Raw genomic sequence first — 20,776 nt, 5'->3', positions numbered from 1 at the left:
AGCCGCCCACCCGCCCATCACCCCGATAATCGCGCGCCATGATTGTTCTGAAAAATATCGTGCTGCGCCGTGGCGCCAAAGTCCTGCTCGACGGCGCCAGCGCCACCTTGCAACCGGGCGAAAAAGTCGCCCTGGTCGGCCGCAACGGCGCGGGCAAATCCACCCTGTTCGCCCTGTTCAACGGCAGCCTGCATGAGGAAGGCGGCAGCTTCTCCATGCCCGCAGGCTGGCGGCTGGCCCAGGTGGCGCAAAACATGCCCGAGACGGATCAAGCCGCCACCGACTTCGTGCTGCAAGGCGACGACCGCTTATTGCAAGCCCAACGCCGCCTGGCCGACGCCGAAGCCGCCGCAGACGGCATGGCCATCGCCCAGGCCCATGCCGAACTGGCCGATGCCGGCGCCTACGATGCCCGCGCCCGCGCGCAAACCCTGATCCTGGGGCTGGGCTTTCAGCCCGATGAGCTGGAGCGGCCCGTCAACAGCTTCTCCGGCGGCTGGCGCATGCGCCTGCAACTGGCCCGCGCCCTCATGTGCCCCAGCGACGTGCTGCTGCTGGACGAACCCACCAACCACCTGGACCTGGACGCGCTGATCTGGCTGGAAGGCTGGCTGGCCCGCTACAGCGGCACGCTGCTCGTCATCAGCCACGACCGCGAATTTCTCGACGCCACCACCGGCGTCACCCTGCACCTGGAGCAGCAAACCCTCACCCGCTACGGCGGCAACTACAGCTTTTTCGAACAGCAGCGTGCCCTGGCGATGCAGCAGCAGCAGGCTGCCTTTGCCCGCCAGCAGGAAAAAATCGCCCACCTGCAAAAATTCATCGACCGCTTCAAAGCCAAAGCCACCAAAGCCCGCCAGGCGCAAAGCCGCATCAAGGCGCTCGAGCGCATGGAGCGCGTCGCCCCCGTGCTGGCCGAGGCCGAATTCCAATTCACCTTCGGCCAGCCGCTGGCGCTGCCCAACCCCATGCTGACCATCCGCCGCGCCGACATGGGCTACCAGACCAAAGACGGCAGCGAGCGCAAAACCATCTTGCGGCAGGTGCAACTGTCCGTGCAGGCCGGCCAGCGCATCGGCATCCTCGGCGCCAACGGCCAGGGCAAATCCACACTCATCAAATCCATCGTCGGCGACGTGCCGCTGCTCTCGGGCGAAATCATCCAAGGCAAGGGCCTGAGCATCGGCTACTTCGCCCAGCAAGAGCTGGATGTGCTCAGCGCGGCCGACACCCCGCTGGAACACTTCACCCGCCTGGCCCGCAGCTTTGGCGCCACCCCGCCCAACCCGGCGCGCGAGCAGGATTTGCGCAACTTCCTGGGCAGCTTCAACTTCAGCGGCGACATGGTGACCCAACCCATCGGCACCATGAGCGGCGGAGAAAAGGCGCGCCTGGTGCTGGCCTCGCTGGTGTGGCAGCGCCCCGGCCTGCTGCTGCTGGACGAGCCAACCAACCACCTCGACCTGGCCACCCGAGAAGCCCTGGGCATGGCCCTCAACAGCTTTGAAGGCGCGCTGATGCTCGTCAGCCACGACCGCGCCCTGCTGCGCGCCGTCAGCGATCAGTTCTGGCTGGTCAGCAACGCACAAGTGCAAGAATTCGACGGCGATCTGGAGGACTACCAACGTCACGTGCTGGAGCAACAACGCGAAATCCGCGCCCGCTTTGAAGAACGCAAAGCCCAGGCCAGCGCCGCCGCCCCTGATGCAGCCGCCCCGCCCCCCGTCAACCAGCGCGAGCTGCGCCGCCAGCAAGCCCAGACACGGCAAAAACTGGCGGAAAAAACCCAGCCCTTGAAGAAAAAAATCCAGGCCCTGGAAAAAAACATGGCCCAGTGGCAAGGCGAAAAAGACGCCCTGGAAGCCGCACTGGGCAGCGACGCCACGCCCGCCCAATGGGCCGAAAGCGGCAAAAAAATCAAAGCCTTGCAAACCAGCATTGAAGCTGCGGAGGAAGAATGGCTGACGCTTTCGGAAGAGTTGCAAAACCTCATGCAGCAGGCAGACAGCGCCTGATGAAAGGAAAGGGCCAGCAGGCAGGCGAGGCGGCGGGAGAGCGGCGCATTTTTTTATCCCCTTCTGTCAACGCCTGCCGCCAGTGCGCGTTGAAGTGCCCATCTGTCACTTTTCAGGAGAAAAGCGTGAGCATTCAAAGCACATTCATCTGGCCCGAAGACGACCGCGATCGCAAGCGTTAAACGGCTAAAGCCTTCAAAGCCCATAAAGCCCCATAACGCCGCCAGCCCAACCAACACCATTGGCTGGCAATGCAACGGCATCACTGGATAGTTTCTCGGTGGGAAAACCTGAAGAACTCGAACAACAGACTTCCCTTTTCAAACCCCGCACCTGCGGGGTTTATTTATGGCCGCAACCTGCATAGCTTGCAGGCAAAGCCAGCACAAAAAAAGCGCTGCCCGCGTGGCCGTCAAAGGCCAACGCGGGCAGCGCTTTTTTTAGGTATTTCCAAAAGCCTTACAACACCTTGGCAATGGATTCGGCCACATGGCCAATGTTGTGCTCATTCAGCGCAGCCACGCAAATGCGGCCGCTATCGACGCCGTACACGCCGAACTCATTGCGCAAACGCACCATTTGCTCTTTCGACAGGCCCGAATAGCTGAACATGCCAATTTGCGTGGTGATATAGGACAAATCCTGCGTCACCCCCGCGGCCTTGAGGCTGTCCACCAGCTTCTGGCGCATGGCCTTGATGCGCGTGCGCATTTGGCCCAGTTCCTTTTCCCACAAAGCGCGCAGCTCGGGGTTGTTGAGCACATAAGCCACCACAGCCGCCCCGTGCGTGGGCGGGTTGGAATAGTTGGTACGCACGGCAATCTTGAGCTGGCTGAGCACACGGGCGGCTTCATCCTTGTTCGCCGCCACGATGGAAAGCGCGCCCACACGCTCGCCATACAGGCTGAAGCTCTTGGAAAACGAGGTGGAAACCAGGAAGTTCAGCCCCGCTTGCACGAATTTGTGCACAGCCGCACCGTCTTCCGCCAGGCCCTGGGAGAAACCTTGATAGGCCATGTCCAAAAAGGCCGTCAGCTTGCGGGCCTTCACCACCTCCACAACCTGATCCCACTGCTCGGGCGTCAAGTCATAGCCCGTGGGGTTGTGGCAGCAGGCGTGCAGCACCACGATGGTGCCTTCGGCCGCGGCATTCAAGTCGGCCAACATGCCCTGGAAGTTCACGCCACGCGCAGCGGCATCGTAGTAAGCGTAAGTGCCCACTTCAAAGCCTGCATTGGTGAAGATCGCGCGGTGGTTCTCCCAGCTCGGATCGGAAATCAGCACCTTGGCACCCGGCTGGAGCTTTTTCAGAAAATCGGCCCCCACCTTCAAGCCGCCCGTGCCGCCCAAGGCTTGCACGGTCGCCACGCGGCCCGATTGCACCGGCTCGCTGTCTTTGCCAAACACCAGCTCTTTCACCGCCTGGTCGTAAGCGGCCAAGCCGTCGATAGGCAAATAGCCGCGCGCCTTGGGATCGGCTTGCAGCGCCGCTTCGGCCTGGGCCACGGCTTGCAGCAGGGGCAGCTTGCCGTTTTCATCGAAATACACGCCCACGCCCAAGTTGACTTTCTTGGGGTTGGCATCGGCAGCGAATTGTTCGTTCAGGCCCAGAATGGGATCGCGCGGGGCCATTTCGACGGCGGAAAACAAAGACATGCAAGGTCCTTCAATGCAAGGTGGAAATTGGGGGGAGAAACGCCAGCTTGGCGCACCCAAGCGCCAGGCTGGCGTAAACCCGGATTGTAGAACCGGCCACTTGGTGTCCAGGCGGGTTCATCACCCCAGCCCATCACCCCAGCCCATCAGCCCACCCATCATCGGGCGCCCCCAGCCGCCCCGCGCCACGGGTGCAAGCTATGCGCGCGGCGGCAATTGCAGCCAGCAAGCGCCCGGCATCTTGTCGGCCCAGAACGGCGCCCAGCCTTCCAGCGCGGGGATCAGCCAGCGCAGCGGGCCGCGCGGAAACTCGAAGGTGACGTTGTGCACATCCACCTCCCGCCCGATCCAGCGCGAGAGGGTGGGCTTCAATGCGCTGCGATCGATGCCCCAAGGCATCGGGGGAGTGCGATAGTGCGACGTTTTCATCCAGCCATAGGCGCTGGTGCTCAGCAGCGACAGCGCATGGTTGAGGTAGTCGAACATCAGAATCGCGCCAGGAAAGCGCGTTGCCAGCGCCCCTACCAATGCGGCCAATTCGGCCTCTTTGAAGTACATGAACAGCCCTTGGGCGCTGATGAAGTAAGGGCCATGGGGCGGCACTTCATCAAACCAGGTCGTATCCAGCGCACTTTTGCCGATGTGCAGGTGCTGGTCATCTGGGGCGATAAAGCGCTCGCGGATGGCAATGGCCTCTGGCACGTCCACGCTGACCCACAGGGCCTGGGGTGCATCAATACGGTAGCGTTGTGTCTCCAGCCCCTCGCCCAGATTGATGATGGTGGCGTTGGGATATTCCGCCAAAAACGCTCGAATACGCTCGTCGAATATATGGGAGCGCACACCATGCGAGCCGTCCGGCTCCCCGAAATTGCGTTCGTAGTCGTACTCCAGCGCCTGGTAAATCTCCAGGCATTTGGGATCCTCCAGGCATCCATCGGGCCGCGCCGCTTCCGATGCGCGGTTGTGCAGTGTCCACAGCATCGTTTCGGGTATCCCTGCGAGTTCAGGCTGCATGCGTGTCTCCTCTCTTGGTTAGAGTGTGCCAAAGCATTATGGAAGGGGCCGCCGCCAGCGGTGGGCGGGCAAGTCCTCGCCATGCCTTTTATTTGCTTTATGTCAAAAACCGAAGCTAGGGAAATACCCTTACATGACGGAAAACACCTTTAAATTTCGTTAAATCCGCGCATTCACCTTCATATCGCCGGGTTTGATCCAGCCCGCACGGCGCAGCAAAGCGGCAAACAGCGCGCACAGCACGGCCGGCAAAATAAAGTGCAGCAAGGCAATGCCCAGCCAGACCTGGGCGCTGCCGCCCATCGCTGCGAGCGTGCCGACCTGCCCCACCAAGCCGCTGGTGCCCATGCCAGAGCCGCTGGGCACGTTTTGCATCTCAAACACCAAAGCCGCTACTGGCCCCAGAATGGCCGAAGTCAGAATGGGCGGAATCCAAATACGCGGGTTGCGCACGATATTGGGCAGTTGCAGCATGCTGGTGCCCAGGCCTTGGCTGAGCAGGCCGGAAACGCCGTTATCGCGCCAGCTCATCACGGCAAACCCCACCATCTGCGTGGCGCAGCCCACGGTGGCTGCGCCACCAGCCAAACCGCCCAGGTTCAGCGAAATCGCCAAAGCGGCGCTGGATGTCGGCCCGGTGAGGATCATGCCCATCACCACGGCCAGCACGATGCTCATGAGAAACGGCTGCAAAGTCATCGCCCACTGGATGCTTTGCCCCGTGATCTCCAGCACATTGCCGATGAAAGGCGAAATCCAGTGCGCCACCAAAAAGCCTGTCACCAGGGCCGTGGCGGGGGTGACGATGATGTCCAGCGGGGTCGTTTTGCTCACCAGCTTGCTGGCCTCCGTGGCGGCGGCCACTGCCACAAAACAGCCCACGGGACCGCCCATTTTGGCGCCCAGCGCGCCAATGGCAGCGCTGGCAAACACCACGATGGGCGGCCCCTGCAAGCCATAAGCCACCGCCACGCCAATGGCCGCCCCCATGCTTTGCTGCGCCATGCTCCCTGCCTCCACCAACCAGGGCTGGCCCAGCCAGCCACCCACGGTTTTGAGAATCAGGCCAATCACCAGCGAGCCAAACAGCCCCAGCGTCATGTAATTGAGGGCGTCAATACCGTAGCGCTTAAGCGAAAACTCGATATTGCGCGATCGCAGGAAAGAAGAGGCAGACATGGCTCGGACCCAAGAGTTGAAAAAGGATGGCGATTATATTGCTCAATTTGAGCATAATAACCCCGCCAAATAAAAGCTGAGTCTGGGTCTTATCCACGCCCTCGGCTCCCAGTGCTGTGCGTGCAGCGCGCGCCAGCCATCTGATCTCAAACCATCTTTACAAATCAAAATAAAATTAATTTGATTACCATCAAGCCAAAATAGCCAAATTTTTATTCCTATTGATTGCAAAAAAATCATGCATCAGCGCTACCAAGGGCAGTAAAAAACACCAAAATGTTTCCAAATTTATAATCGCTGCCTTTTTTTGTTACACACCGCTTCGCCTGCGGATAGCCGCCTTGTCCGATTCCAGCCCTCAGCCCCAAGTCCACGCAGGCGACTTTCCGCCTTCGCGCTTCTGGATTTACGCGCTGCCTATTTTTGCCCTCATGGTCAGCGCCGCCGTGCTGCTATGGCGCACCGATGCGGCCGAGCGTCAGGCTCTGGCGCGCCAGCAACTGCAAACGCATGCGCTGCAATACCTGCATGCCCTGCAAAAAAGCGCCAATGCGTATGCGCGCTTTCTGCGCGGGCTGCAAAGCAGCCTGGATAACCAGGATGCCTCCGGCGCATCACTGGGCGAGCAGTGGAGCGCGGCCATGCAAAACCAGGATTTGGCCTCCTCGCATGTCTTGCGACTGGTGCCCGCCAGCCAAGCCAGTGCGCTGGGCCTGCCCGTGCGGCGCTTGCTGGAAGATGGGCGCTCGAGCAACGTGGAAGTGCAAGCCATTGCCCAGCCCAGCAAACTCACACTTGTGGCCATTCCCGCGCACGGCACGCCTCAAGTGCTGCCCGAGAGCATGGTGATGCTGATGGACTTGCGCTTTACCGAATGGCTGCACGAAATCGAGCGCCAACTGCCCTTTCCTTTGAGCGCGCACCTGCGGCCCAGCCATGCCGCCCAATACCCTCAGCCCGTACTGGAATGGGAGCAAGACGAGCTGCACCTCTCTGCCCAAGTGGTGGGGCAGCCGCTGCACTTGGTCTTTGCGGCAAACAACCTCACCCCCCCGCCGCCGCCCCTGCTGCCCTGGAGCCTGTTTGGCGCTGGCCTGCTGGGCATGCTGCTGTGCCTGGTTCACCACCGCTGGCGCGAGCTGGAGCTGGCCTACCACCTCACCCGCTATCAGGATTACGCCTACAAAGGCTGGCAGCGTTACTTCGCCTTCATCAACCACCCGCAACTGGCAGCGGCCGAAACCGACCACAGCGGCCAGTTCTACAACCTCTCGCCACGGCTGGCGCAAATGCTCGGATATGGTCAGGATGCGATGAAGCGCCTGACGCTGCGCGCCATCGTCCACCCCGACGATCTGCCCAAGCTCGACGCCTGCCAGCCGCTGCCCTCGCCCAACGCCGAATACCTCTACGAGCAGCAACCCAACCTGCGCCTGCTGCACAGCCTGGGGCATTTCGTGTGGGTGGACCTGCTCAAAATCCGCTACACCAGCGAGCCGGAAAGCACCTCGCCCACCCCGCGCGAGTTGCTCATCCTGCGCGATCAAACCCAGGCGCGCACGCTGCAGGCCCGCCTGCAACGGCGCATCGAGAAAAGCCAAAGCATCTTCGAGCAATTGCCCGTGGGCATGTGCACTGTGGACACGCAAATGCACATCACCTTCATGAACGCCAACTTCCGCTGCTTCAGTGAAGTGCGCGAGCCTGCACCGGAAACCCTCGACCAATGGTGGCAAAGCCTGCCGCTCTCGCCCCGCCAACGCGAAGACCTGATCGAGCGCTGGCAGCAACTGCTCTCGGCGGCTATCGCCAGCGACGGCATCCTGGAGCCGCAGGAAATCCTCTTTGACATCCCCAAACCCCGGCGCAGCCAGCGGCAAAAAGTTCTGGCCCTCTCCGGCATCGTGCAAGAAGACCAGCTCGTGCTCACGCTGGTGGACTTGACGGAGCACAAAAAAGCCGAAGACGAAATCCGCCTGCACGCGTTTTACGACCCCGGCACCAACCTGCCCAACCGCCACCTGCTGCTCGACCGCCTCCAGCAAGCGCAGCAAATCAACCCCGGCCAGCCCTGCTGCAACGCGCTGATGCTCATCAGCCTGGAAAACCTCGCCGCCCTCTCCGCCACGCTGGAATCCAGCGTGGCGCAAGAGCTGGTCCGCCAGGTCGCTGCCCGGCTGACGCAAATCGTGCCCTCCGGGCAAACCATCGCCCGCACCCAGGCTGCGGAATTCACCGTCTTGCTGGCCCATTGTGGCCGCGAAGAAGAGGAATGCGTGCGCATGAGCGAGGACCTGGGCCGCCAAATCCTCGACGCGCTCAGCGCCCCCTTTGGGCAAGGCGGGCACATCAGACTCCAAACCTGCATTGGCGTGACCATATTCCGCAGCGCCCAGCACAGCAGCAGCGAACTGCTGCGCCGCGTGGACATCGCCGCCTTCCAGGCCCGCCAGGGCCAGCTCTCGCAGCCCCAGTTCTACGAGCCGCAACTGCAAGCGCGCGCGCAAGCCCGCGCCGCGCTGGAAGAAGAAATCCGCGCCGGCCTCGCGCTGGGGCAATTCATGCTGTATTTCCAGCCGCAAATGGACGGCCGCAGCGACCCCGCACGCCTGATCGGCGCCGAAGTGCTGCTGCGCTGGAACCATGCCGAGCAAGGCGTCATCGCCCCCGGCAAATTCCTCCCCATTGCCGAATGCAGCGAACTCATCATCCCGCTGGGCAACTGGGTGCTGGCGCAAGCCTGCCGCCAATTGCTCAAATGGTCCAGACGGCCCGAAACGGCCCAGCTCAGCCTCTCGGTCAACATCAGCCCGCGGCAATTCCGGCAAAAACAATTTGCCCAAACCGTATTGCAAGCACTCACCAGCAGCGGCGCGCCCGCGAGCCGGCTGATTCTGGAAATCAGCGAAAGCGTCTTGCTCACCGACATTGAGCGCAGCAGCGCCACCATCACCCAACTACATGCCTACGGCGTACGCTTTGCGCTGGACGACTTCGGCGTGGGCCACTCCTGGCTCAGCCAGCTCGAAAGCCTGCCGCTGAGCAGCATCAAATTCGATGCACGCTTTATCAACCACACTCCCCCGGCCAGCCCTGGCGACAAGCCCAGCAGCGGCCACGCCGTCACCACACCGCCGCCGCCCCCGCCCTCCTCACCACCGCCGCGGCCCAACATCCTGCGCTCCGCCGTCGCCCTGGGCTCCAGCCTGGGCCTGCAAGTCGTCGCCGAAGGCGTGGAAAACCAGGCCCAGATCGACTTCCTCAAAGCCCACGGCTGCTACATCTGGCAGGGCTACTACACTGGCGTACCCCAGCCGCTGGAGGAATTTGAGCAACTCATTCAGGCGCACCATCGCGGCCCCACCGCCAATTAGCGCAAGTTAGCGCCAGTTAACAACACTACCCCAGCGCGCCATGCCCGCCCACGACTTTGCCGCCATCGCCCCCTGGCTGCGCCTGAGCCAGTGCCCCGGCATTGGTGCAATGCGCGCGGCGCGGCTACTGCAAGCCTTTGGCAGCCCGCAAGCCATCTTCGCCCAAAGCGCCGATACCCTGCTGCCCGTGCTCGGCCAGCGCGCCTTGGTGGAAGCGGTGCTCACCCTCAGCGATACCACCCTGGCCTATCTTGAGCAAGCCCGCGCCTGGCTGGAAGGCGACCCGGCGCTGCCCGGCGTCGCGCGCGCCATCTGGACTCTGGCCGACGCACACTACCCAGCCAGCCTGCGCGAGCTGACAGACCCGCCCTTGGCGCTTTACGCCGTGGGCGCCACGCGCTGGCTGCACCCCGAAGCGGGCCAGCCGCCCTGGTGGCAGTGCAGCGCCGCCAACGTCGCCATCGTCGGCAGCCGCCAGCCCACCGCCCAGGGCGCGCAAAACGCCCACCAATTTGCCGCCTGGTTGCAAGCGGCGGGCGTGAGCATCGTCTCCGGGCTGGCCCGTGGCATCGACGCCGCCGCGCATGAAGGCGCACTGCACGCCGCCCAGGCCAACAGCGCTGCGCCAGCCACCGTCGCCGTCATGGGCACCGGCGCCGATCGCATCTACCCCGCCAGCCACAAACCGCTGGCCCAGCGCATCGCCCAAAACGGCCTGCTGCTGACCGAGCAGCCCCTGGGCGCACCACCGCTGGCAACGCATTTCCCCAAGCGCAACCGCATCATCACCGGCTTGAGCCAGGCCACGCTCGTGGTTGAAGCCACCCAACCTTCCGGCTCGCTGCTCTCGGCCCGGCTGGCGCTGGAGCAAGGGCGCGAAGTCATGGCCATCCCCGGCTCCATCCACTCGCCCCAATCCAAAGGCTGCCACTGGCTGATCAAGCAAGGCGCCAAGCTGGTGGACCATGTGGCCGATGTGCTGGAGGAGCTGTCGCTACAGCCGCCCGCGACGGCAACTGGCACGCCCGGCCCAATCGCGCCCAGCCCAACCTCCCCCACGCCAGCAGCCGACGCTGAAGCCGACACCCGCCCTGCCGAAACTGCTCCAGCCGAAGCGCACCCAGCCGCTGCACCCACCAACGCCCAGGCCCTGCTGCAAGCGCTGGGCTACGACCCTGTCAGCCTTGAGAGCCTGGCCGAGCGCACCGGCCTGCCCACTGCCCTCTTGCAAACCCAATTGCTGGAGCTGGAGCTGGCAGGCCATCTCGCGCGCCTGCCCGGCGGGCTGTTTCAGCGGTTGGCGCAGGCATAGGCAATACTTCATTCAAAGGAAAACAGGGCATCTACCCATCAAGCCGAAAAATGGCAATTTTGTTTCCTATTGATCGATAAAACCAAAGCCCTCCTTACACCTCAATAACCAATCAAAAGGAAAACACAAGCACCTTCCAGCTTGCCGAAACAGCCATATTTTTTATCCTTTTGATTGGTTATTAAGGCTTTTCATCAAGGTTGATGGGAGTCCGGCTCAGCCAGCAGCGCGTTGATACGGCGCAGGGCCTGCCAATCCAGCAAACCGCTGGCCTGGGCCAGGCGCAAATGCCCCATCAGCACCTGATAGCGGGCCTGAGCCAACTCGCGGCGGGTCTGGAACAACTGGCTTTGGGCATTGAGCACATCGATGTTGATGCGCACGCCCACTTGGTAGCCCAACTGGTTGGCCTCCAGCGCGCTCAGGCTGGAAGCCTCTGCCGCCTGCAAAGCCTGCACCTGGCTCAGCCCCGATTGCAGGCCGTAAAACGCCTCGCGCACCGCCTGCTCGCTGTGGCGACGCGCGCCGTCGAGCTGGGCGCGGGCCTGCTCTTGCAGCGCCAGGCTTTCCTGCACGCGGCTTTGCACGGCAAAGCCCGCAAACAAGGGCAGATTCAGCGCCACGCCCACTTGTGCCTGCTGCGAGCGCCGCAAATGCGGGGCGATGGCGCTGCCATCGGGGGTGTGGCTGCCCGTGACGCTGGCTTTGAGATCCACCGTGGGCTGGTGGCCTGCGCGGGCTTTTTCCGTCTCCAATTGGGCCATCTCCAGCCCCAGCCGGGCTTGCTGGATGTGGGGCTGATGCGCCAGCGCCTGCTCCACCCAGGCTTGCGCCTCGCGCGGCTCCAGCGTGGGCAATTGCACTGGCTCGCGCAGCGGCCAGGGGCGGGCCTGGTGCAGCCCGGTGGCTTGCTCGAGGGCCAGTTTTTTCACCTGCCAATCGTTGGCAGCGGCGATTTCCTGCGCGCGGATCAGGTCAAAGCGCGCCTGGGCCTCACGCGTGTCGGTGATGGTGGCGTTGCCCACCTCGAAGTTGCGCTCGGCCGCCGCCAGTTGCTCCTGCACTGCGGCTTTTTGCGCTTGCACGAAACGCAGCGCATCCTGCGCGGCCAAGGCGTTGAAATAGGCCTGGGCAATGCGCACGATCAGCTCTTGTGCAGCGGCATCGAGCTGGTGGACCGCCTGCCTGGCCGCCAACTGGCTTTGCGCGAAAGTGATTTTTTGCGCTGGGCGGTACAGCGTCTGCGAGGCTTGCAGCGCCCACTGGGCCTGAGCCCCCGCGTGGCTGACCCCCGGCGGGTGCAGGCGCGTGTAGCCGCGCGCCAGCTCCGCACCCACGCCCACTTGCGGCAGCAGCGGCGCGCGCGCCTGGGCGCTGCGGTGCTGGGACGCCTGCTGGGCGGCGCTGGCGGCGCGCCAGGCGGCGTCGTAGCCCGTGGCGCTTTCCACCATGTGCAGCAGGCTTTGCGCCTGGGCGCTGGTGGCAGCGGCCCAGGTAAACAGGGCCAGGGCAACAGGGACGACGGGGGCGATGGCGGTGAAGAAGGCTCGCATGGAAAAAAGAGAATCACACGGTGGCTCGGGCGCGGGCTGCAACAGGGCGCTCAGAGCCTGCGACAACCTGCGAACAGGCGCTCAGGCGGCAGCCAGCCAATGCTGGCGCACCAGCTCTTGCATTTGGCGCGCGGCGCGGCCACGGTGGCTGTAGTGGTTTTTGCGCTCCTCGCTCAACTGGGCAAAGGTTTGGCCCAGCTCAGGCACCAGCAGTACGGGATCGAAGCCAAATCCGCCTTGCCCTTGGCGCTGCGGGGCGATTTCCACGCCGACACGGCCGATGGCGATCAGCGGCTCCGGGTCTTGCGGGCTGCGCACGCCCACCAGCGTGCTGACCATGTGGGCGCGCCGATCGGCCACGCCTTGCATTTGCTCCAGCAAGGCGGTGACGTTGTTGGCGTCGTTTTTTTCGTAACCAAATTGCGTGCAGTAATAGGCGGTTTGCACGCCAGGCTGGCCGCCAAAGGCCGCCACGCACAGGCCCGCATCATCGGCAATGGCGGGCAGGCCCGTTTTCGCTGCGGCAAAGCGGGCTTTGGCCAAGGCGTTTTCGACGAAGGTGCAATGCGGCTCCTCGGCCTCGCCCTCAAACAGCGTGCCTTGGGCAATCAGCTCAACGCCCAGAGGAGCAAACAGGGCTTGCAGCTCCTGGAGCTTGCCGCGGTTGTTGGAGGCCAGGACGATTTGCATGGGCTGCGCTCTTTCTGTTCTGAGTAGTCGGGAGAAAAAAGCGGCCATTATCGGCGCAGCATGCCCCGCGCTTGGCAGAGCGCCGTGCAAAGATTTTGAACAGGTTCTTACATCTTTGCCATCGCCGCCAGCCGCTTACGCCCCGGCAACCAAGCGATCTGCTTGCATCATGTGCGGCATCTCACACCCCACCCATGCAAGGAGGTTTCCCCATGTCCCATCCCACCCCGTGGCCCATGTTGGTTTTGGCGGCGCACGCGCTGGCCAGCGGCTGGGCGTATGCGGCCCCTGCGGCAGCGCACGCAGCCGCGCCCCCCGAAGGTGCGCACGCAGCCGCATCGCCACCCGGCGGCGTGGCCGAAAAAATGCAGCGCTGCGAGCAGATTCGGCTGGCTCCGCGCCGTGTGCCCGAGGCCAGCCTGCCGGTACATAGGGCGCAGGCCATAACGAGCACGACGGCCCCAGCGGTTTTGGAGTTTGCGCCTGCGGTGCTCTCCCAGCCCAAACGCAACGCCGCGCTAGACGCCATCGCGCCCCTGCCGCCCGCGCAGCGCGAACGCTATGCCCATTACGCCCCCAACCCGGTGCACAGCACCGCACAGCAGCCGGTTTCCACCTTCAGCATTGATGTGGATACGGGCAGCTACGCCAACGTGCGCCGCTACCTCAACGGCGGCCATCTGCCGCCGGCCGATGCGGTGCGGCTGGAGGAGATGGTCAATTACTTCAGCTACGACTGGGCTCAGCCGCGCGACGGCCAACCCTTTGCCGTGCATAGCGCGGTGGTGGATTCGCCCTGGCAAAAGCATGCCAAGCTGCTGCGCATTGGCATCAAGGCCGCCGAGATGCAGGCGGGCGCGCTGCCGCCTGCGAATTTGGTGTTCCTCATCGACACCTCCGGCTCGATGGATCAGCCTGGCAAGCTCGATCTGGCGCAAAAAACCGTGTGCTACTTCGCCGCCCACCTGCGCGCGCAAGACACGCTGACGCTGATTACCTACGCCGGCTCCGTCGGCACGCTGCTGCCAGCCACGGCAGGCGACCGCTTCGACGCCATTTACAGCGCGCTGCAGCAGCTCAGCGCCTATGGCTCCACGGCGGGCGAATCGGCCATCCGCATGGCCTACGACAGCGCCGAAAAGCACTTCAAGCCCAAAGGCATCAACCGCATCCTGCTGGCCACGGATGGGGATTTCAACGTCGGCATCAGCGACACCCAGGCGCTGAAAAGCCTGGTCGCCGATAAGCGCAACAGCGGCATTTCGCTGTCCACCCTGGGCTTTGGCCAGGGCAATTACAACGACGAGCTGATGGAGCAAATGGCCGATGTGGGCGATGGCAATTACAGCTACATCGACCAGTCGGCCGAAGCGCGCAAGGTGCTGGTGCGCCAGCTCTCCTCCACCCTGGCCACCGTGGCGCACGATGTGAAGGTGCAGGTGGAGTTCAACCCCGCCACCGTCAAGGAATACCGCCTGGTGGGCTACGAAAACCGCACTTTGCGGCAGGAGGATTTCAACAACGACCGCGTGGATGCAGGCGATATCGGCGCAGGCCACAGCGTCACGGCGCTGTACGAATTCATCCCCCAGGGCGCGCCCGGCTGGCTGGAGCCTCGCCGCTACGCAACCCCACACAGCCCCACCGCGCCCAAAGCAGAGGCCGCGCAGCCCAATGGCGCGGGCGAGTACGCCTTTATCCAACTGCACTACAAGCCTGCCCGGGGCCAAAGCAGCGCCAGCATGAGCGCGCCCGTGGCCCAGCGGGCCGTCGCACTGGATGGGGCCGATGCGGATACGCGCTTTGCCATCGCCGCCGCCGCCTTTGGCCAGGCTTTGAAGGGCGGGCAGTACAACGGCAGCATGGATTGGGCCGCCATCGCCCGCCTGGCAGAGAGCGCCCGCGGCGCAGACCCGTATGGCGAGCGCCAAGGCATGGTGGAGCTGGTGCGCAAAGCGGCCGCGCTTTCTGCAGCGCGTTAGAGCGTGTGATGCAAGCACACAAACGCCAAGGCGCCACCGCTTGTCTAAGCGGCGGCGCCTTTTTACACATCAATAAGAAAAAATATCCGCCTATTTCGGCAATTTAGGCATCAAATCAAATTTACATTGAATTGTAAAATCAACTAAACAGCTTTAACGCCGATGGGCTACCCGCCGGAAAGCCCCTAGCCTCCAGCGCCTCGTAAAGCTGGTTCAAATCCGCTCCAATGGACTCGATCGCCATCGCTGGCAGCTTGCGCCCGTCGGGGTCGGTAATGTTGCCCTCCATGGTCTCAGCCAGCTCGCCGAGGATGTGGCGCAGGCGCTCAAACGCGTTTTCCGCCCGGTCCACATTGGGCACATCCAGGGTGAACAAGATCTCGTTGATCGGTGTGTGATCCAAATCGTCGGCCATCGCCGCCTGCGAGTCGTAGCTCAGCGCCAAAACCGGCGGCATATGCGGCTGCACTGCGGGCAGCACCAGGCGGCCTGGCGTGAGCGAGGGCTTGAAGCCGTGGCGCGCCGCGCATTGGTTGATGTAGCCGGGGCTCCACGTCGCGCGCTGGGCCACCAGCATCAGATTCAGCACAGCATCGTTGGCGGCGGCGAAACCGTCCACCTCGCGCCCCCGCGCCACTTCATGCAGCATGTCGGGAAAATCCGGCTCGGCGCCGATGGCATCGGCGAAATCCTGCGTTTTCAGCACGAACTCCGAAAACTCCAGCTCGTTGAGCGCGCCCTGCCGGTTGGCCAGTTGAATGGCCGCCTGGAACTCGCTGTAGCGCGAGCCTGCATGCGGCGCTTCCCACTGCCGCGTCTGGATGTTCAAGCCCTGCACCAAAAACTGCTTTTTGCCAATGCGGTGGGTGGGCGGCAGCGCAGCCAAAGCGGCCTCGCCCGAGACGGGCTTGTCCAACGCCAGCGGCGCCACGCTGAAGACCAGGCTGTCGAACTCTTGGCTGGGCGGCTCGGCAGGCGCTGGCGCGGCAGGCGAGGGGGAATGCGCGGCAGGCTCAAGGCCCGCCTGCGCAGCCTGCACGGCCAACGCCTGCGCCTCATCCTGCTGGGCCGCCGTTGGCATTGGCGTCAGCCCCGTTGCTCTGCTCTGCCCGGCTTGCGCGGCTTTGGATTTCACCCTGCGCCCCTGGCCAAACAGCCCTGTTGGTTTGGCTGCGTCTGGCCCCGGGCCTTGCCCATCCACCCAACCCGGCTCGCGCAGCCCTTCGGGCGCATCCAGAGCCTGGGCCGAACCATCCAGCGCTGGCTCACGCCGCACATCGCTTTGCGGCGTGGCATCGGCCACCGCCTCCCGCGCCTTGCGCGGTGCATGCCTGGCGTTGTACCAAAGGTTGTAAACAATGACGGCCAGAATAACGGCCGCGCCCAGAAGTGCGAAGGTGATGTGCAAAGTGCTCATGACCGGCTATTTTAGGGACACGCTGCGCTTTGCCCCGGCGCGCCGCGCGGCCAACCAGCCAGTCGGGCGCCATGCGCGCTCAGCGCCCGGCCCAGGCGTAGAAGGCAGTGGCGAATTTATCGAGGAAAGCCGCCGTACTTTCATTGCTGACCTGCCCATCTTCACCCAAAGCGGTGTGCGCCCGGCTCAAGAAAACTTCAGGCGCGATCAAAAGATCCGCCCCCATCGCTTGCAGGCTTTGGCGCAGGTGCAGGCCGCTGTTGATGCCACCATAGGCACCGGGCGAGGCGGTGAGGATGGCCACTTTCTTGCCTCCCCAGAGGCCTTGCCCTGCCGGACGCGAGGCGATATCGAGCAAATTCTTCAGCGCTGCCGGAATGCTGCGATTGTGCTCGGGGCTGGCAATCAACACCACGTCAGCAGCTTTGAGCTGTGTGCGCACACGCTCGTAAGCTGGCACCTCCATGCCGTCCAGGTCTTGCGTGTAAAGCGGCAAATCGCCAATTTGGACTTCCTCAATGGCGAACCCGGCAGGGGCCTGGGCGGTGATGTGGTGGGCAATGGCACGATTCAGCGATTTTTTCGCCAAGCTGCCAACGACAAGGGCCATACGGGTCATAAAAAAACTCCTCGAAGAAAAACCAAGCGCCTGTTGGTGGCGCTCTCAGAAAGATGAGCCAGGCTCTTGCAAAAAAGCGATTTCTTCAGCCGTGCTCTCGCGCCCCAGCACGGCATTGCGGTGCGGGTAACGGCCAAAGCGGTCGATGATGACCTTGTGCTTGATTTCAAAATCCAGCGCATACGGCGTGGTGTAGCGCTCGAACAGCGCTACCGCCTGTTCATGGATGCGGCGGCTCTCGCTGTGCATCAGCGGCATCAGCATGAAGTGTCGCTCAGTGGGCTGCATGTCGGCAAAGCCCGGCTGGCGCACGGCCTCCTGCGCCAGCGCCACAGCCATGTTGTCCTGGGCAAAGGCTATGGGGCTGGCGCGAAACAGGTTGCGCGAGAACTGGTCGAGCACGATGATTTCCGCCAGCCGCCCTTGCAAGGTTTCGCGCCAGCCATCGAGCTCCGAATATGCGGCCTGCTGCCACAGCACGGCAAAGCGCTCGCGGATTTTTGCGTCGAAATCCTCGCTCTTTTTGAACCAGAGTGGCTGATGGTCTTCGTTGAACCAGAAATCGAGTACGGCTTGGGGGGACATGCGGGCTTTCTTGGGGTGGCTGGTGGATGGTGGGTTCTGGTTGCGGCTCAGAGCCTGTGCAAAATCTCGGCGCGAGTGGGCAAGAAGCGGTTTGGGATGGGCTGCAAGGCGCAAAACGTAGCCATAGCTCGGGCTATGGCGAGGCTTTGCAACGCCGCAGACCGCCCAAATCCGCTCTCTTGACCGCCGTGCAAAGATTTTGAACAGGCTCTCAGGGCTTGGGCGCGCTCAACTGCCAGCGCGAGCGTGCCAGTGGTACGTCCTCACAGCGCTGCATGGACAGGGTGCGCCAGCGGTGATCCGGGTCGAAGGTGCGCGCCGACTCGGCCCCCGCCGACAGGCACAAGCCCGAGCCGGCCAGCTCCACCCGGCCATCGGGCCGGTGAATGAAGCGTTGCAGATGCTGCGCTTCCAGAAACGGGCTGCGCTCATCGCACTGGCGCGGCATGACGGCGGCACCGGGCAACACGGTTTGCTGGATGCCCGCCACGGTGGCGCAGACGTTGTAGGCAGGAAAGCGGATCTTGCCATCGGCATCCCAGACCACGGCCTCGTCGGCATACAGCCCCGGCTTGCAGTTGTGCGCGGTCATCGGCATGTCAAAGCGGATGTACGGCCCGGAGCCGAGGATATCCAGGCAATAGCCATCCTGCGGGCGGTCCAGGGCGTCCACCAGCCGCAGGTGCGCAGCCTGGGTCGGGCGCTGATCTTCGGGACTGCCTTGCGCCTTGGCCTGGGCGCAGGCAGCGATGGCTAGGCTGCTCAACAGCAGGAGCAAAACAGGGCTACGCCATGCCAGGGTGGGTGAAAGGTAGGAGGCCATGGAGCAAATCGGGCAAACGTAGAACAAACCAAAGCACGGGATCGGTCGGCATCAACGCATAGCCATCGGCCACATGCCAACGCTGCCAACGTCGTGCAAACGCTATGCAGTCGCTACGCAATGGCAAGCCACTCTGCCCGCCATTGCAAAGCAAAACGCTTATGCTTTTTGTGCTTGCAGCACTTTCTGCACAGCCGGGTCTTGCTCCATGCGCTGCATCAGGGCGGCCACATGGGGGTATTCGCGCCAGTGCTTGGGGGTGTATTCAGTCCAGCGCGCCATCACGAAGGCATAGGCATCGGCGATGCTGCGCTTGCCTTGATAAACGTGGCCATTGCCTGCGGCGATCAGCTTGTCCAAATGCTGCATGGCTCGGTCGATGCGGGCGAAGGCGGCTTGCCTGGCCTTCTCCAGCGCTGCTTCACTGGTGTCGGTGGTGTAGCGCTGCGGGAAGAACAGCGGCCAGAACGCTGGATGCAAATCGCTGGCCAGGAAGGAAAGCGTTTCATTCATCTCAAAAGCATTGACCAGCCCTTCGTTGCTGCCAATGTCCGCCTCCGGGTGCAAATCGGCGATGTACTGCAAGATGGCCGGCGCCTGGGTCACGGCACGCTTGCCGCCAATATCCAGCGCAGGCACAGCCGCCAGCGGGTTGATGCGCTTGTACTCTTCAGAAGAATAATCGGCGCGAATGGCCTCGTACTGGGCGCCAGCCCATTCCATGGCAATCCAGCAAGCCAGCGCGCAAGTGCCGGGGGCGTAATAAAGCTTCATGCTCATCGTTGTTCCTCGGGTTCAATTTCTTGGGTTATTTCTTGGGTGCAATGGCCCTTGCCAGAGAAATGGAGGCAAGGGCAAAGCATAGAGGGCCGGGCGGCCAACGCCACAGAGAGATTGGTTACAGGCTCTGACCCGGCGTCATTTTCAAGGCGCCATCGGCACGTCCATCAACAGGATTTCAGCATCGGCCAACGCCTCTACCTCAAAGGCATCGGCTTCCCACACGCCCAGGCCATCACGGCGTTGCAGGATTTGCCCAGCCACCTTGGCCTCGCCTTCAATGACGAAAACATACACGCCATTGCCCGGCTTTTTCACACTGTAGGTCTTGCGTGTGCCGCGCTCGAACTTGGCCAACGAAAACCAGGCATCCTGATGAATCCACACCCCCGCATCGTCGGCGTTGGGCGAGAGGATTTGCTGAAAGTCGTTGGGCCGGGCCTCATCGGCCAGGGTGATCTGTTGGTAACGCGGCTGCACCCCACGGTGTTTCGGGAAAACCCAAATTTGCAAAAACTTCACCGGCGCATCGGCATTGGCGTTCATTTCGCTATGCGTCACGCCAGTGCCAGCGGACATGACTTGAATATCACCATGCTTGATGATGCTGCCATTGCCCATGCTGTCGCGGTGCGCCAAGTCGCCTTGCAAGGGGATGGAGATGATCTCCATATCCTGGTGCGGGTGGGTGCCAAAGCCAGCGCCGCCGGCCACTTGATCGTCATTGATCACGCGCAACGCGCCAAAACCCATGCGATCGGGGTCGTAATAGTTGGCAAAGCTGAAAGTGTGGCGGCTATTTAACCAACCGTGGTGAGCATCGCCTCGGCTAGCGGCAGCGTGGTAGAGGGTTTTCATTCTGTACTCCTGACTATTGCAAAAGGGCGGATGCGACGGGCATCGCCCAGAACATGCTCGCATTGTGATAGAGCAAACAAATAGATTAAATAGCTCAAACACCACCACATTGTTGCAAGAATGGAATTGAAAACCCTGTTTCCATTGCCATGGTTACCGAAAATGTCGCCATGCACGCCAGCATGCGCAGTCGGGCACAGACAAACGCCGGGCGGCATCTGTCGGGGCATTGCCGCAGTCGATAGGGCTGCTATGCTCAAGGGCCGCATTTGTCCAATGCACAGCCCTATGTTCTTGCAGCCTGTACCCCTCGAAAAATCCTTTCGCCTCATCAACCACGGCCCCACTGTCATGGTGTCGGCCAAGCACGGCGGCGTTGAAAACGTCATGTCCGCCTCCTGGGCCTGCGCGCTGGATTTCTCCCCTGCGCGTGTCACCGTCGTGATCGACAAGTCCACTTTCACGCGCCCATTGATCGAAGGCAGTGGCCAATTTGCCCTGCAGGTGCCCTTTGCCAGCCAAGCCCAATTGGTGATGGCCATGGGCGAGAGCCGCAAGCACAACCAGGAAAAAATCCACCAGGCAGGGGCCAAGCTGTTTTACCAGGACGGCTTTGATGTGCCGCTGGTGCAAGGCTGTGCGGCCTATCTGGTTTGCCGCTTGCTGCCCGAGCCGCACAATCAGCAGGCTTACGATTTGTTCATTGGTGAAGTCCTCGCCGCCTGGGCTGATGAGCGCGTATTCCGCCAGGGGCATTGGCACTTCGATGATGTGGACGATTCTCTGAAAACACTGCACTACGTCGCCGGCGGGCAGTTTTACCTCACCGGCAAAAGCCGCGTTGTCGCGCCTTGAGTTGTTCGGCCCTGTCAGAGCCTGTTCAAAATCTCTGCGCGAGCGCATTTCTCTCCAC

At 62.7% G+C, this 20,776-nt stretch carries 16 protein-coding genes; 5 read left to right on the top strand and 11 right to left on the bottom strand.

All coding sequences use genetic code 11. The annotated features are described in order from the left end of the window. The first annotated feature begins 38 nt into the window (after positions 1 to 38). Positions 39 to 2,018, top strand: a complete 1,980-nt coding sequence (locus tag EBQ26_RS02885; protein ID WP_122237541.1) for an ABC-F family ATP-binding cassette domain-containing protein — start codon at positions 39 to 41, stop codon at positions 2,016 to 2,018. Positions 2,019 to 2,477: 459 nt separating this feature from the next. Here the strand turns inward: EBQ26_RS02885 and EBQ26_RS02875 are convergent, their stop codons facing one another. The 3 genes from EBQ26_RS02875 to EBQ26_RS02865 form a co-directional block, all read right to left on the bottom strand. Then, the gene (locus EBQ26_RS02875; RefSeq protein WP_122237539.1) at positions 2,478 to 3,674 is read right to left on the bottom strand and encodes an amino acid aminotransferase; all 1,197 of its coding nucleotides are present in this window, start codon (positions 3,672 to 3,674) and stop codon (positions 2,478 to 2,480) included. Between the two features lie 198 nt (positions 3,675 to 3,872). Further along, positions 3,873 to 4,691, bottom strand: coding sequence for a class I SAM-dependent methyltransferase (locus EBQ26_RS02870; protein WP_122237538.1), 819 nt, complete (start codon positions 4,689 to 4,691; stop codon positions 3,873 to 3,875). A 159-nt stretch (positions 4,692 to 4,850) separates the two neighbouring features. Further along, on the bottom strand, positions 4,851 to 5,870 hold the full coding sequence (locus tag EBQ26_RS02865; protein WP_122237537.1) for a PTS transporter subunit IIC: 1,020 nt from the start codon (positions 5,868 to 5,870) through the stop codon (positions 4,851 to 4,853). A 341-nt stretch (positions 5,871 to 6,211) separates the two neighbouring features. Between EBQ26_RS02865 and EBQ26_RS02860 the strand changes: the two genes are divergently transcribed. Then, positions 6,212 to 9,244, top strand: a complete 3,033-nt coding sequence (locus EBQ26_RS02860) for a sensor domain-containing protein (RefSeq protein ID WP_122237536.1) — start codon at positions 6,212 to 6,214, stop codon at positions 9,242 to 9,244. Positions 9,245 to 9,284: 40 nt separating this feature from the next. Then, entirely contained in the window at positions 9,285 to 10,556 is a 1,272-nt protein-coding gene (gene dprA, locus EBQ26_RS02855; protein ID WP_122237535.1) for a DNA-processing protein DprA, read from the top strand. A gap of 194 nt (positions 10,557 to 10,750) precedes the next feature. On the opposite strand, the gene EBQ26_RS02850 is transcribed toward dprA, so the two are convergent. Together EBQ26_RS02850 and rdgB are read right to left on the bottom strand one after the other, a co-directional pair. Further along, positions 10,751 to 12,109: a TolC family outer membrane protein gene (locus EBQ26_RS02850; protein WP_122237534.1), complete on the bottom strand. Its 1,359-nt coding sequence runs from the start codon at positions 12,107 to 12,109 to the stop codon at positions 10,751 to 10,753. Between the two features lie 81 nt (positions 12,110 to 12,190). After that, on the bottom strand, positions 12,191 to 12,799 hold the full coding sequence (gene rdgB, locus EBQ26_RS02845) for an RdgB/HAM1 family non-canonical purine NTP pyrophosphatase (protein ID WP_122237533.1): 609 nt from the start codon (positions 12,797 to 12,799) through the stop codon (positions 12,191 to 12,193). A gap of 212 nt (positions 12,800 to 13,011) precedes the next feature. On the opposite strand from rdgB, the gene EBQ26_RS02840 reads away from it, so the two are divergent. After that, entirely contained in the window at positions 13,012 to 14,781 is a 1,770-nt protein-coding gene (locus tag EBQ26_RS02840; protein ID WP_238944098.1) for a vWA domain-containing protein, read from the top strand. Between the two features lie 139 nt (positions 14,782 to 14,920). Here the strand turns inward: EBQ26_RS02840 and EBQ26_RS02835 are convergent, their stop codons facing one another. From EBQ26_RS02835 to EBQ26_RS02810, 6 genes are all read right to left on the bottom strand, one after another. Then, on the bottom strand, positions 14,921 to 16,198 hold the full coding sequence (locus EBQ26_RS02835) for a cell division protein FtsZ (RefSeq protein ID WP_122237532.1): 1,278 nt from the start codon (positions 16,196 to 16,198) through the stop codon (positions 14,921 to 14,923). A gap of 79 nt (positions 16,199 to 16,277) precedes the next feature. Next, positions 16,278 to 16,817 (bottom strand): NADPH-dependent FMN reductase, encoded by a 540-nt coding sequence (locus EBQ26_RS02830; RefSeq protein WP_122237531.1) that lies wholly within the window; start codon positions 16,815 to 16,817, stop codon positions 16,278 to 16,280. 45 nt (positions 16,818 to 16,862) lie between these two features. Further along, positions 16,863 to 17,402 (bottom strand): DUF924 family protein, encoded by a 540-nt coding sequence (locus EBQ26_RS02825; RefSeq protein WP_122237530.1) that lies wholly within the window; start codon positions 17,400 to 17,402, stop codon positions 16,863 to 16,865. A 211-nt stretch (positions 17,403 to 17,613) separates the two neighbouring features. Beyond that, positions 17,614 to 18,225 (bottom strand): RICIN domain-containing protein, encoded by a 612-nt coding sequence (locus EBQ26_RS02820; protein WP_122237529.1) that lies wholly within the window; start codon positions 18,223 to 18,225, stop codon positions 17,614 to 17,616. Positions 18,226 to 18,384: 159 nt separating this feature from the next. Further along, entirely contained in the window at positions 18,385 to 19,005 is a 621-nt protein-coding gene (locus tag EBQ26_RS02815) for a glutathione S-transferase family protein (RefSeq protein ID WP_238944097.1), read from the bottom strand. Positions 19,006 to 19,149: 144 nt separating this feature from the next. Beyond that, positions 19,150 to 19,863 carry a pirin family protein gene (locus tag EBQ26_RS02810; RefSeq protein ID WP_122237528.1) on the bottom strand — a complete coding sequence of 238 codons (714 nt, stop codon included), beginning with the start codon at positions 19,861 to 19,863 and terminating at the stop codon, positions 19,150 to 19,152. 288 nt (positions 19,864 to 20,151) lie between these two features. Between EBQ26_RS02810 and EBQ26_RS02805 the strand changes: the two genes are divergently transcribed. Then, positions 20,152 to 20,718 (top strand): flavin reductase family protein, encoded by a 567-nt coding sequence (locus EBQ26_RS02805; protein WP_122237527.1) that lies wholly within the window; start codon positions 20,152 to 20,154, stop codon positions 20,716 to 20,718. The last annotated feature ends 58 nt before the right edge of the window (positions 20,719 to 20,776 follow it).

The sequence above is a fragment of the Allofranklinella schreckenbergeri genome (assembly GCF_003703475.1).
GTDB classification, from domain to species: Bacteria; Pseudomonadota; Gammaproteobacteria; order Burkholderiales; family Burkholderiaceae_C; genus Lampropedia; species Lampropedia schreckenbergeri.
The sequence above is the reverse complement of the archived record's forward strand: the minus strand, read 5'-3'. Positions and strand labels throughout refer to the sequence as shown.

Bases quoted from the DNA above. Each gene is read 5' to 3' on its own strand.
- rdgB (WP_122237533.1), bottom strand. From the start codon at position 12,799: ATGCAAATCGTCCTGGCCTCCAACAACCGCGGCAAGCTCCAGGAGCTG.
- EBQ26_RS02870 (WP_122237538.1), bottom strand. From the start codon at position 4,691: ATGCAGCCTGAACTCGCAGGGATACCCGAAACGATGCTGTGGACACTG.
- EBQ26_RS02810 (WP_122237528.1), bottom strand. From the start codon at position 19,863: ATGAAAACCCTCTACCACGCTGCCGCTAGCCGAGGCGATGCTCACCAC.
- EBQ26_RS02885 (WP_122237541.1), top strand. From the start codon at position 39: ATGATTGTTCTGAAAAATATCGTGCTGCGCCGTGGCGCCAAAGTCCTG.
- EBQ26_RS02875 (WP_122237539.1), bottom strand. From the start codon at position 3,674: ATGTCTTTGTTTTCCGCCGTCGAAATGGCCCCGCGCGATCCCATTCTG.
- EBQ26_RS02805 (WP_122237527.1), top strand. From the start codon at position 20,152: ATGTTCTTGCAGCCTGTACCCCTCGAAAAATCCTTTCGCCTCATCAAC.
- dprA (WP_122237535.1), top strand. From the start codon at position 9,285: ATGCCCGCCCACGACTTTGCCGCCATCGCCCCCTGGCTGCGCCTGAGC.
- EBQ26_RS02830 (WP_122237531.1), bottom strand. From the start codon at position 16,817: ATGACCCGTATGGCCCTTGTCGTTGGCAGCTTGGCGAAAAAATCGCTG.
- EBQ26_RS02850 (WP_122237534.1), bottom strand. From the start codon at position 12,109: ATGCGAGCCTTCTTCACCGCCATCGCCCCCGTCGTCCCTGTTGCCCTG.
- EBQ26_RS02865 (WP_122237537.1), bottom strand. From the start codon at position 5,870: ATGTCTGCCTCTTCTTTCCTGCGATCGCGCAATATCGAGTTTTCGCTT.
- EBQ26_RS02840 (WP_238944098.1), top strand. From the start codon at position 13,012: ATGTCCCATCCCACCCCGTGGCCCATGTTGGTTTTGGCGGCGCACGCG.
- EBQ26_RS02820 (WP_122237529.1), bottom strand. From the start codon at position 18,225: ATGGCCTCCTACCTTTCACCCACCCTGGCATGGCGTAGCCCTGTTTTG.
- EBQ26_RS02815 (WP_238944097.1), bottom strand. From the start codon at position 19,005: ATGAGCATGAAGCTTTATTACGCCCCCGGCACTTGCGCGCTGGCTTGC.
- EBQ26_RS02835 (WP_122237532.1), bottom strand. From the start codon at position 16,198: ATGAGCACTTTGCACATCACCTTCGCACTTCTGGGCGCGGCCGTTATT.
- EBQ26_RS02825 (WP_122237530.1), bottom strand. From the start codon at position 17,402: ATGTCCCCCCAAGCCGTACTCGATTTCTGGTTCAACGAAGACCATCAG.